Source organism: Sphaerothrix gracilis Ecp01 (assembly GCF_030405905.1).
Taxonomy (GTDB): domain Bacteria; phylum Cyanobacteriota; class Cyanobacteriia; order Phormidesmidales; family Phormidesmidaceae; genus Sphaerothrix; species Sphaerothrix gracilis.
Genome location: NZ_JASATW010000029.1, coordinates 1 through 12,081 on the forward strand (window position 1 = coordinate 1; position 12,081 = coordinate 12,081).

The 12,081-nt window shown below is 53.2% G+C and carries 11 protein-coding genes; 5 read left to right on the plus strand and 6 right to left on the minus strand.

The annotated features are described in order from the left end of the window. The 5 genes from ccmN to QJQ48_RS23205 all read right to left on the minus strand — a co-directional run. A partial coding sequence (ccmN, locus tag QJQ48_RS23185) for a beta-carboxysome scaffolding protein CcmN (protein WP_346293626.1) occupies positions 1–592 on the minus strand: 592 nt, incomplete at its 3' end. A gap of 15 nt (positions 593–607) precedes the next feature. Further along, on the minus strand, positions 608–2,962 hold the full coding sequence (locus QJQ48_RS23190) for a RuBisCO small subunit-like domain-containing protein (protein WP_346293627.1): 2,355 nt from the start codon (positions 2,960–2,962) through the stop codon (positions 608–610). Positions 2,963–3,156: 194 nt separating this feature from the next. Continuing rightward, positions 3,157–3,459, minus strand: coding sequence for a beta-carboxysome shell vertex protein CcmL (ccmL, locus tag QJQ48_RS23195; RefSeq protein ID WP_346293628.1), 303 nt, complete (start codon positions 3,457–3,459; stop codon positions 3,157–3,159). Positions 3,460–3,464: 5 nt separating this feature from the next. Then, positions 3,465–3,803 (minus strand): carbon dioxide-concentrating mechanism protein CcmK, encoded by a 339-nt coding sequence (locus QJQ48_RS23200; protein ID WP_272062027.1) that lies wholly within the window; start codon positions 3,801–3,803, stop codon positions 3,465–3,467. Positions 3,804–3,988: 185 nt separating this feature from the next. After that, positions 3,989–4,297: a carbon dioxide-concentrating mechanism protein CcmK gene (locus tag QJQ48_RS23205; RefSeq protein WP_080806054.1), complete on the minus strand. Its 309-nt coding sequence runs from the start codon at positions 4,295–4,297 to the stop codon at positions 3,989–3,991. A 650-nt stretch (positions 4,298–4,947) separates the two neighbouring features. Between QJQ48_RS23205 and QJQ48_RS23210 the strand changes: the two genes are divergently transcribed. From QJQ48_RS23210 to QJQ48_RS23220, 3 genes are read left to right on the plus strand one after another with little or no spacing between them, the layout of a single operon-like run. Beyond that, positions 4,948–6,783, plus strand: coding sequence for an NAD(P)H-quinone oxidoreductase subunit F (locus tag QJQ48_RS23210; RefSeq protein ID WP_346293629.1), 1,836 nt, complete (start codon positions 4,948–4,950; stop codon positions 6,781–6,783). A gap of 13 nt (positions 6,784–6,796) precedes the next feature. Further along, a complete protein-coding gene (locus tag QJQ48_RS23215) occupies positions 6,797–8,335 on the plus strand; it encodes an NADH-quinone oxidoreductase subunit M (protein WP_346293630.1) in 1,539 nt (512 codons plus the stop codon). Positions 8,336–8,340: 5 nt separating this feature from the next. Beyond that, a complete protein-coding gene (locus QJQ48_RS23220) occupies positions 8,341–9,477 on the plus strand; it encodes a CO2 hydration protein (protein WP_346293672.1) in 1,137 nt (378 codons plus the stop codon). Between the two features lie 201 nt (positions 9,478–9,678). On the opposite strand, the gene psaC is transcribed toward QJQ48_RS23220, so the two are convergent. Then, positions 9,679–9,924, minus strand: a complete 246-nt coding sequence (gene psaC, locus QJQ48_RS23225; protein WP_346293631.1) for a photosystem I iron-sulfur center protein PsaC — start codon at positions 9,922–9,924, stop codon at positions 9,679–9,681. Positions 9,925–10,322: 398 nt separating this feature from the next. Between psaC and acpP the strand changes: the two genes are divergently transcribed. Beyond that, positions 10,323–10,568: an acyl carrier protein gene (gene acpP, locus QJQ48_RS23230; protein WP_346293632.1), complete on the plus strand. Its 246-nt coding sequence runs from the start codon at positions 10,323–10,325 to the stop codon at positions 10,566–10,568. A gap of 70 nt (positions 10,569–10,638) precedes the next feature. After that, positions 10,639–11,892, plus strand: a complete 1,254-nt coding sequence (gene fabF / locus QJQ48_RS23235; protein WP_346293633.1) for a beta-ketoacyl-ACP synthase II — start codon at positions 10,639–10,641, stop codon at positions 11,890–11,892. Positions 11,893–12,081 lie beyond the last annotated feature (189 nt).

Sequence of the window (12,081 nt, forward strand, 5' to 3'; positions counted from 1 at the left end):
GAGGAAATAGCGTTGAAATTAGCTGATTGACCTGATCTTTACCGTATACGTGAGAGAACTGGGACAGCTTGCCGTTACCATTGGCCGTCTCGGCGGCGGCTTCAGCCGTCGTCTCAGCGGCAGTGGGTGGCACTGAACCGTTGGACGCAGTGACAGGCGGCTCGGCATTAGCGGTGCTGCTTGACGCCTCAGCGCTCTCCTCCGCAGCAGGTTGGGGAGGCGCAACTGGCTTAGCTAGCTGCCGACTGCTATCGCCCACCAGAGTCTTGGCTGCGATCGCGGCTCCGTCATCAATCGCCGGATTAATGACGGTGGCCTCAGCGCCGACGCAGGCGTGAACCCCAATGCGACCGCTGCCAACGACCAAAACGCCCTTGCCAAGGCTAGCGCCCGCAGCCAGCTCTAGCAGTCCCTGATACACCTGCAGTACGCTACCAGCCCCAATGCAGACTCCCTCCGCTAGACAAATACGGCTGCCTGGAGCCGCTTCTAGAACAGCTCCAGGGGCGATCGCCACGCTAGGGTGAATTTCCACCTCTCCAATGGCACAAAAGTGACTTTGGCTACTCAGCCGTAGCGGGGACGATCCCATAAGTAATTTTCGGGCTTAAGGTCTCTGAATGGTTGCTTCTAGCACCCGCCGCTTCGCTTTCGGATCGATACCGACCAGTCTGACATACTCGCCGCTGTGATCGGCCAGCAGCCTCTCCAAAGAGGAAATTACATCAGCCGGACGACTGCTATGAATCGATTCGCCACTGCTCCAGGCACCGCTGCTGTAGCGACGGCGATCGGCAAACTCAGTGCCAACCTGATAGCCCTGATTCACTAGCTGAGTGACCTGCTGACGTAAATCAGCATTGAGGGCGCTACTTGAACCGCCATTGCGGCTGGGTGAGGCGGCGGGGCTGTTGTATTTAGGGGGATTGGCGTAAGGCGTTGCCGCCGCCGCTGTAGCCTGTCTATCCGTATGGGCGGGTTCTAGGCGACCATCCGGGCGCTGAATTGTCTCCTCAAAAACGCGCCGCTTGGCCTGGGGGTCAATGCCGATCAAACGGACATACTCAGTTACATGGGACTGCATAAAGTCTTCCAAAGTGGCAATTACAGCCGACTGGCTCTGGGACTGTAAGCTTGGCCCTGTTTGCCAGGCACCGCTACGATAGCGGCGGCGGTCAGCATACTCCAGGCTCAGCCTATAGCCCTGGGATAGACTCTGGCGAACCTTATGCACCAGCTCTGAACTGAGCGCTTGGCTAGTAGCAGCTGCCCCATTGCCGTTCTCATAGCCCGACGAAGCGGCTCTGCTGCCATTTTGAGATGGCTTAGCTGACCGTTGGGGCGGATCCCCCGGACGCTGAATGGTTAGAGGAGATCCCATACGGCGCTTCATTTGAGGATCAATGCCAAACATGCGCACATATTCCCCAGCATGTTCTTGCACGCAGCCTTCTAAGGCGGCTAGAACCTCTGCCTCTCGATTGGATTCGATTGGCGAACACGTTTGCCAGACGCCACTGCGGTAGCGACGCACATCTGCGTGTTCAGTGCCAATTTGATAGCCCTGGCTGATCAACTGCCGCGCCTTCTGAATTGCCTCGGCGCTCAGCGCTCCAGTTGCCGTAGCGGCCCGCTGCTCTGAGCGAGGTGAGTTATCAGGCGAGTGGCTATACGCCGCTCCATTGCCAGAGAGTTCAACCGGCTTGCCGTCAGCACGCTGAATTGTCGTCGTCGCAATCCGCCGCTTAACCTGCGGATCGATACCAAACATGCGGACATATTCCCCGGCATGTTCTCGCAGGCAGGCTTCTAGGGCGGCTAAAACCTCTGATTCGCGGCTGGACTGAATCGGCGGACAGGTCTGCCAAACGCCGCTGCGATAGCGGCGGGAATCGGCGTGTTCCATGCCAATGCGATACCCCTGATTGAGGAGCTGCTTTACCTGCTGCACAACTTCACCGCTGAGGGTGCCGTAGCTGGCGCTGCGCTGACGACCGGAGCTATTAGACTGACGAATGGGAACGCTGGCTCCCACTGTCTGTCCGGCAGAAGTCTCAATGGGCTTGCCGTCTGGGCGCTGAATGGTCATGGCCGTGCCCACTCGCCGCTTAGCTTGGGGGTCAATTCCAAACAGACGGACATACTCGCCTGTGTGCTCTTGCAAACAGGCTTCTAAAGCCGCAAATACTTCTGATTCTCGCTTGGACTGAATGGGCGAACAGGTCTGCCAAACGCCGCTGCGATAGCGACGCACATCTGCGTGTTCGGTGCCGATTTGATAGCCCTGGCTGAGCAATTGCCGCACCATCTGCACAATTTCTGGAGCTAATCGTTGAGTTTGCATCTCGTTTCTTCCGTTGCTTTCAGTGGACTGCTTCGTATGGGGACGATGAAGTTTTTGTTGAATGGGGGTGATGCGGTTAGCCTCTTCAGCGTAAAGATAGCTAGAACCCAAACGGCTAGCACCAATCACATCTTGCGCAAAGGCGCGATCTTCCGGCTGCACATCCGGTAGCCGATCCGCTTGATCTTGCGTGGTAATCGAGGCTCCCGATGGCACAAACTTGCCCGGTGGTACCTCAACATCCTGAATCAGGGCATGCATCATAATGACGCAGCCCTGACCAATTCGAGCACTAAAAATGGTTGAGCGGAAGCCGATGAAGCAGTCTTTGCCGATATAGACAGGCCCGTGAACCAAAACCTTGTGGGTAATGGTAACCTTTTCACCAATCCAAACAGAGCAGGGTTGATTGTTATCACCCAGAATCCGCCCCTGTTCTAGAGCGTGGATGACAACGCCATCTTGAATTTGCACACCCGCTTGAATATGGAACGGGCCTCCTTGGTCAGCCCGAATCGACGTGCCTGGGGCAACTGAAACATTTGGCCCTATGCGAACATCGCCAATGACTTGGGAAAAGGAGTGAACCTGAGCCGAGCTATCAATTTGAGGTTTCATCGCATGATGAGAAAAAGGCTGGGAAAGCCGCCGAGCGGCGATCGCTGATTAGAAACAATCTCTGTATCAGATTGAGACAGCTAAAATGGGCAAAGCCTGCGCTCAGAGCGCACCTGCTAAAGGGTCAACCGTTTGTGAAAGGGCGTTAGCCTTGACGAGCGCATCGGCAGCTTCCGCAGAGCAAAGAACCGCAGCTAGCTGAAGTCGTCTCGTTTACTGTAAACCAGGCCCGCGTCCATGTTGACGGTGTCTACAATTGCCACAATTGCGGCGTCCACGGGACGCTCCAAATAGCCGTCATGCTGCCTAGCCCCGCTCCCTCTGGAAACTAAAACCCATTCACCGATGCCAGCACCCACCACGTCTGCAGCTACCTCATACTCCGGCAAAAGATCTCCTGACTCATCAATGAGCTGAACCAGGAGAAATTTTGCGCCCCTCAGGCTAGGCTCCTTGCAGGTGCTAACAACCGTGCCGCGAACTTTTGCCAGGCGCATAAAGCCTATCTACCGTAGGGCCGGATACCGCTGACGCTCTCTCTGAACTGCTCAACCGCTTCGGTGTAGCGAATGGGCAGCACAAACTCTAGGTTTTCGTGGGGGCGAGCAATGATGTGGGTCGAAAGAACCTGACCTCCATTGACGCGCTTAACGTTTTCAATTCCCGCTGCAACTGATGCCTGCACTTCGGAGACGTCTCCGCGCACAATCACGGTTACGCGGCCACTGCCAATCTTTTCGTAGCCAACGAGAGTCACCCGTGCAGCCTTGACCATGGCGTCTGCTGCTTCTACAACAGCCGGAAAACCCAGGGTTTCAATCATGCCAACTGCGATCGCCATTGTTTAACCTTACCTTTATCTAAAAACTACGGAGCGTGAGTCGTAACCAAATCAAAAAATATAGAAAGCTAAGTCACCGAGACTGTCATCTCTAAATGTGCCGCGGCCAAGCCCAAAGCTGGTACACCCTCTCTGGGATGCCATCTAAAGTTCGCTAGCCTATCTAGGACCAAGGGCCAGATAGGCTAAGTTCGGAACTGCTCGACGGCCTCGGTATAGCGAATGGGCAGCACAAACTCCAGGTTTTCGTGCGGACGCGCAATAATATGCGTAGACAGCACTTCTCCCCCATTGACGCGCTTGGCTGACTCAATTCCCGCCGCCACTGATGCCTGCACCTCGGAGACGTCTCCGCGCACAATCACGGTCACGCGGCCACTTCCAATCTTTTCGTAACCTACCAGGGTTACACGAGCAGCTTTCACCATCGCGTCTGCTGCCTCAACTACGGCAGGAAACCCTTTGGTTTCAATCATTCCAACGGCAATAGGCATTGTCGTAATCTCCTCATAAAACAGGCACAGGCGCAAAAGCCCTCAGCTGCCCTGGAAGTAGATTTGCCGTCTGAAAAATCAGGGCAACAAAAACCAGGCAAGCGACGACTTTTGCCAAGAGTTTCAAGTTCTGTATTTTGGCCTGCGTAACTCTGAACGTAAACTTCAGAATAGAAGTGCGGGGACGCTTTGGCAATATAAGTCGCAATGATTGTTGCTAATATTAAATATCATTAAATCTAATACAAGAAAATCTTGCAAATCTAAACATAAGTTGAAGTAGGCGAAAGTAGTCACTCATCACTGCAGCGAACTTTTGAGCTTTGAGCCCAACGCCAGCGCCATCGCCGCAAAGAGTTCTGGCGAGTTCACCGGGAAGCTGAATGAAATCAGGTAAAATTGTGAGCAACGTTAAGGCACTTTGTCTAGGCTGTTAGGGCTATAGGCAGGGTTGACTGCTTTGCACGATGTCATTCTTGCCCTAATCTGCAGAAAACACCCAGCCGTTACTGGCAGAGTTGCTAATGCCCTGGGCGATCGCCTGTAGGGCCGAGCATCCAACAGAGCACCCAACACAGAGTCTTACCTAGATTTTTATTGCCAAAAGTCTATTGAACCTGAATTTAGTAGAAAAACTAGAGATACCTTAGATGACGCAGTTCCTCATTCAGACGAGCTGGCTAGTACCGATTTACGGACTTTTAGGTGCAGTATTAGGACTGCCCTGGTCTATTGGGTTGGTGCGGCGAACCGGACCTCGTCCCGCCGCGTATATCAATATTTTTACAACCGTTTTGGCCCTGCTTCACGGTGGGGCAATTTTTCGCGGCATTTGGAATGAGGGCACCCAAGAGCTGGTCTTTAACTGGCTGCAGGCGGCTGATCTCAATCTTTCGTTTGCCTTTGAAATTTCAATTTTGAATGTCGGCTTTTTAGAGCTGATTACGGTGCTGAGTCTTTTGGCCCAGATTTACGCGCTGGGCTACTTGGAAAAAGACTGGGCGATCGCGCGGTTTTTCTCTCTTATGGGCTTTTTTGAGGGAGCAATGAGCGGTATTGTCCTCAGCAGCTCTCTCTTTGTCAGCTATTCTCTGCTCGAGATGCTGACGCTTTCTACCTACATGCTGGTAGGTTTTTGGTACGCCCAACCCCTTGTTGTCACAGCCGCCCGCGATGCGTTCTTAACCAAGCGCATTGGTGATGTTCTGCTGCTGATGGGCGTTGTGAGTTTAGCAGCCTTTGCGGGCGATCTGAATTTCAATCACCTCTATGAATGGGTCAAGACTGCTGATTTATCACCGCTGACGGCAACCCTCTTAGGGCTAGCGCTGATTGCCGGGCCGACCGGCAAATGTGCCCAATTTCCGCTGCATCTCTGGCTAGACGAGGCAATGGAGGGGCCAAATCCAGCCTCAATTATGCGAAACTCCGTGGTGGTTGCCTGCGGCGCTTATGTTTTGATCAAGCTGCAGCCGATTGTAATTCTGTCACCGATAGCGCTGACCGCGCTGATTGCCATTGGTGTCACTACCGCCGTTGGTGCCTCCCTCGTGGCGATCGCTCAGATTGACATGAAGCGGGCGCTTTCCTATTCCACCAGCGCCTATTTAGGGCTGGTGTTTATCGCCGTCGGTACGGAGTGGCCTGGAGTAGCCTTGACCATTCTTTTTACCCACGCGGTCGCCAAAGCCCTGATTTTCATGAGCGTGGGGTCGGTCATTCTAACCACGAATAACCAAAACCTGACCGAGCTAGGCGGACTGGGGGCGCGGATGCCGGCGACTACGTTTGCCTATGCGGTTGGCAGTCTGGGTCTGACAGGGTTCTTGCCCTTTGGCTGCTTTTGGGGGTTGCGCTTAGGAATTGATTTCCTGTGGCAGGACTATCCCTGGCTGGTGGCAGTTTTTCTGCTAGTCAATGCCCTGACGGCTCTCAATCTGGTGCGGATTTTTCGCCTGGTGTTCCTGGGCCAGCCTGAGGCTAAAACCCACTGCACCCCGGAAGTCGGCTGGACGATGGCGGTGCCGATGATTGTCTTGGCGGTTTTTACGCTGCTGCTGCCAGTGATGATGTATAAGCTGCTGCTGCTGCCGCCCTGGCGGTACATCAATCCAACTGCGATCGCGCTGCTTGTGGCTTCTGGCGCTGTCGGCACCTTAATAGGTGCCACCATCTCGCTGAAGAAAATCTGGTCTAGACCGATTCAAAGACCTTTTCGATTGCTGCAGGACCTGCTGGCCTATGATTTCTATACCGAAAAGCTCTATCGCTTCACGGTGGTTTTAGCGGTTGATACCTTAGCTCGCCTCAGTAACTGGTTTGACCGCTATATCGTCGATGGCTTTGTCAATCTGATAGGCTTTGCCTCTCTCTTTAGCGGCGAAAGCCTCAAATACAGCATTTCGGGCCAGTCTCAAGGCTATCTCCTCACCATCGTTATTGGAGTTAGTCTGCTTGGCCTACTGATGACCTGGTCAATGTGGTAATTTTTGCCAAATCATGCTCAGCGCACTCATTTTTATTCCTATTTTCGGGGCTATCTTAGTCAGCCTTTGGCCCAGTAAGGTCCAGCAGTTGCGAGCTGTTGCGCTTGTTGTTGTGGCTCTAACCCTGGTGGTCAGCGGCATTTTAATCAGCCAGTTTGATATTGCTCAATCAGGGGGGCAGTTCCAGGAGTTTTTGCCTTGGTTAGACAGCCTGGGGCTGACCTATCGGCTGAGTTTAGACGGGATTTCGCTGCCGTTAGTGTTCATCAACAGTTTGCTTGGCTTTATCGCTATCTATAGCAGCAGCGGCAATATTGCCCGGCCCCGACTCTATTTCTCTCTGATGCTGCTGATTAATGCCGCCGTAGCTGGTGCTTTCTTGGCCCAAAACCTGCTGTTGTTTTTCATTTTTTACGAGCTGGAACTGATCCCCCTCTACCTGCTGATTGCGATTTGGGGCGGGGCGCGGCGCGGCTATGCGGCCACCAAGTTTCTGATCTATACGGCCATTTCCGGCATTTTGATTTTAGGCGCTTTTTTGGGGCTGACTTGGCTATCAGGAGCCGCTACCTTTGACTACGATGTCCACATGTCCCAGAGTCTGCCGCTTTTTCAGCAGTTTGTTCTGCTGGGAGCGCTGCTGGTGGGATTCGGCATCAAAATTCCGCTTTTTCCCTTTCACACTTGGCTGCCGGACGCCCACGTAGAGGCTTCAACCCCGGTTTCAGTGCTGTTAGCGGGCGTGCTGTTGAAGCTAGGAACCTACGGTCTGCTGCGCTTTGGCTTGGGGTTATTTCCGGTTGCCTGGACAATCCTAGCGCCAGGGCTGGCAACCTGGGCTGCCATTAGCGTTCTATATGGGTCTTTGGCAGCGATCGCCCAGCAGGATATGAAAAAGATGGTGGCTTACAGCTCTATCGGCCATATGGGCTATGTGCTGCTAGCCTGTGCGGCGGCCACGCCCCTAAGCATCTTGGGCACCGTATTCCAGATGATCAGTCACGGCCTGATTTCAGCTCTGCTGTTTTTACTGGTTGGGATTGTCTATAAAAAGACAGGCACGCGGGATTTACAGGTGCTGCGGGGTTTGCTCAATCCTGAAAGAGGACTGCCTTTAGTCGGCAGTCTCATGGTGCTAGGCGTTATGGCTAGCGCTGGCATTCCCGGCATGGTGGGCTTTATTTCTGAGTTCCTGGTCTTTCGCGGTAGCATCGTTAGCTTTGGTCCTCAGACCTTGCTCTGTATGGTGGGTTCCGGTCTGACCGCAGTTTACTTCCTGCTGCTAGTCAACCGCGCCTTTTTTGGTCGGCTCAGCATTGGCCCCGTAACCAAGCCGGAAGAAATTGATCTGTGCTTGCCCTCTGTGCAGTGGAGCGAGCGAATTCCAGCGATCGCCCTGGCGCTGCTTATTACCTTCTGCGGTCTGCAGCCAGAGTTAATCACCCGCTGGACAGAAAATACCACGACGGCTCTCGTACAATCACTGCCGACGGCGATCGCCCAGATCTCCGAGCTGGCCTGCACAAGCCCTGTTGAAGACTGCCCGCTATGACAAACATGCTGACAACTTTTAGCCCCTCTGCGATCGCAGCAGACTCAGACACCTATATCGCCCGCCTCCTATCGGGTCAGGCTTTATTGCCAGATACTCCAGATAACCTGTTAGAGGTTGTCGGCATTCTTAAAAGCTACGGCGTTGTTTTAGACGCCTATTCGATTAACCTCAACTACATTGCCGAACACCAGTTTTTGGTGCTGTTTCCTTTTTTCAAATACTTCAATGGTGAAGTGACCTGGCAAAAACTACTGCGTCACTGGTGGCATGACCGCATTAACTACGAATATGCCGAATACTGTATGCGGACGATGCTCTGGCACGGCGGCGGCGGTTTAGACGATTACCTGCATACGGCGGAATTTTCCCAGCTTTGCGAGCAGGCAATTCAAGCCAAAATCAGCTCAAACCCGATGATGTCAGCTCTGCACCGCCTATTTCCCCAGTTTTTGCCGGAGCAGGTGCGCCAGCTAGCCTATTACAGCGGTTTGGGTCAGTTCTGGCGGGTTATGAGCGATATGTTTTTGTCGCTGAGCGATCGCTATGACGCTAAAGAAGTCACCTCAATTCCCGACGTGGTTGATCACGTCAAGGCAGGCTTAGTCGAAGCGGCAACCAAACCCATTACCTACAGCGTCGAAATTAAAGACCAGCCCTATTGGCTTTTACCGCCAGAGGCAGAACTCACCTTTTTGATGGATACGGCTGTCCCCTATGTAGAAGCCATCTTCTTCCGAGGGACGCCGTTTCAGGGAACGGTTTCCTATAACGCCCAGGCCAATCAGATCTCGCCCGATCAGGGTCGTTTTACCTACGGCGCTCTGTACGCCGATCCCCTCCCTGTCGGCGGTGCCGGTATCCCACCCACGCTGCTGATGCAGGACATGCGCCACTATCTGCCCGACTATCTCAGTACCTTCTACCGCCAAGGACTGCGGGGCGAAGCCGATATTCGCGTGCGTATCTGTCAGAGCTTTCAGAAGTCAATGTTTTGCGTGACTACAGCCGCTCTGATGGGGTTGCTGCCCTTTCCTGCCGATACGAGTGATCCTAAAGAGCAGCAGGCAAATCATGACTTTCTGGCCGTTTGGATGGAGCGGCTAGAAACCTCACGCCTAGACGTAGTTCAGGTTACTTAGGTTAGTCAGATAGCTAATAAGACTGGGCTTAGGCGGGGGGCAGCCCGTCTAAAGTAAAGCGAATTTTTAGCAACCTCAGCCGCGCCAACCTTTGTGTTTTGGGCGAGGTTGTTCTGCGTTTAAAGCAAAAAAAGGGGGAATGTTCCCCCGGCTCAAAGCATCTCTGTGAAGAGACGCATAGGATAGTTAAAGGCCGTGAACTTAGTAGGCTAAGCCCATGCTGCGCGTGGTTTCAGCGCCGAGATAGACCCGAATACTGAGGTAATCGGTCGGGCAAGCGGTTTCGCAACGCTTGCAGCCTACACAATCTTGGGTTCGGGGAGATGAGGCAATCTGACCGGCCTTGCAGCCATCCCAGGGTACCATCTCCAAAACGTCCGTCGGACAAGCCCGGACGCACTGCGTGCAGCCGATACAAGTATCGTAGATTTTGACTGAGTGAGACATTGAATTTATGACTCCAATGTTAAAGATTTTCAATAGTACGAAACCAGAGAATCAGGGATGACCTCTGGAATCAACCATCAGGTAAGGGTTCTCCAATCAATGAATAGTCTATAGCGAGGGATTTTACAGATTGAAGGCTAAACTACAAAAGTTTATGGAACGTAATATCCGTCGTTTGCGGCGGAATCGCCTCAAATCTTTGATTAGCAAGGTTTTCACCATCGATTATTGGATTGCAGCCGGTGGAAGGTGCGCTTTCAGATTAAGATGTAGGAATGCTTAAACGCGAAAAGGCAGCTATTTCAAGGCTGGCTGGCTTGATTTAGTTCCCCGATCGTGGTTTAGGTGTTGTGGGTACGTATTTTATCGATTTACGACATTGCGAAGAGAAGGAAAACATGAGCCAGGACGCAGTTTTTGAAAAGGTTCAAAAGATCGTGGCTGAGCAGCTCGGCGTTGAAGAGACTGAGGTCAAGCCAGAGGCTAGCTTTGCCAATGATTTAGGGGCAGATTCGCTCGATACCGTTGAGCTGGTAATGGCCTTGGAAGAAGAGTTTGATATCGAAATTCCTGATGAAGCGGCTGAAAATATCGGTACCGTTCAGGCTGCCGTGGACTTCATCAAGGACAAATCTGCTGCTTAAGGCTGTAAAGACAGCCGCAAAGCGTTCTCAATATCTGCGCTCTGGGTAGACAACGACTGGTTTTAAAGTTATGGCAGATTCCAATAAGAAGCGTGTTGTTATTACCGGGCTAGGTGCCGTTACTCCACTAGGAAACACTCTGTCTGAGTACTGGCAGGGACTGGTCAGTGGCCGTAGCGGTATTGATGTCATCACTGCTTTTGATGCGTCCAAACATGCTTGTCGAATTGCAGGTGAAGTTAAGGGATTTGATCCGCTTGACTATGTCGATCGCAAAGACGCTAAGCGCATGGATCGCTTTGCTCAGTTTGCGGTAGCCGCCAGCCAACAAGCCATCGAGGATGCCCAGTTCCAGATTACCGATCTCAATGCTGAACAGGTCGGTGTCATGATTGGCACCGGCGTTGGCGGCATTAAAGTTTTAGAAGATCAGCAAGAGGTCTACCTGACGCGGGGGCCGAGTCGGTGCAGCCCGTTTATGGTACCGATGATGATTGCCAATATGGCAGCGGGTCTGACCGCTATTCATGTGGGAGCTAAGGGGCCTAATTCCTGTCCGGTGACGGCCTGTGCGGCTGGATCTAATGCGATTGGTGATGCTTTTCGCTTAGTGCAGCAGGGCTACGCCCAGGCCATGATTTCAGGCGGTACGGAGGCGGCGGTAACGCCGCTGGCCCTAGCAGGATTTGCTTCGGCCAGAGCACTTTCAACGCGCAACGACGATCCGGCCCATGCCAGCCGTCCTTTCGATCGCGATCGCGATGGCTTTGTGATGGGGGAAGGCTGCGGCATTTTGCTGCTAGAAGAACTAGAACATGCGCTCAGCCGCGGGGCCAAGATTTACGCCGAGATTGTGGGCTACGGCATGACCTGTGATGCTTACCACATGACTGCTCCGGTACCAGGCGGAGAAGGCGCGGCTCGTTCCATCCGGCTAGCGCTGAAAGACGCGGGTTTACAGCCAGAAGACATTAGCTATATCAATGCCCACGGCACCAGCACCCCGGCCAACGATCCCACTGAAACCGAGGCGATCAAGCGGGCTTTAGGCGATCGCGCCTATCAGATTGCCATCAGCTCGACTAAATCGATGACCGGACATCTGCTGGGGGGATCTGGAGGGATTGAAGGCGTGGCTGCCGCCCTGGCCGTTGCCAATGACGAGGTACCGCCTACCATCAACTTAGATAACCCCGACGCTGACTGCGATTTAGACTACGTACCTCATCAAAGCCGCAAACTCAAAGTTGAGGCTGTTCTGTCTAATTCGTTTGGCTTCGGTGGGCATAACGTTACCTTGGCCATGCGAAAATTTAGCCGTTAGCGCCGAGGCAGTAGGTATAATGACTTATCAATGGACATTATGATTTAGATGAATGGGCTGGCTTCGAGGCTGGGCTAACTGACTCAGTCTAGCCTTGGTCTGAATTGTACGGGGGCAAGTCACTGGGGACTTGCCAAGTTCGGCCCGTGGCTAATTGCTTGATCCTCACTCCCTCAGGATGGGATGATG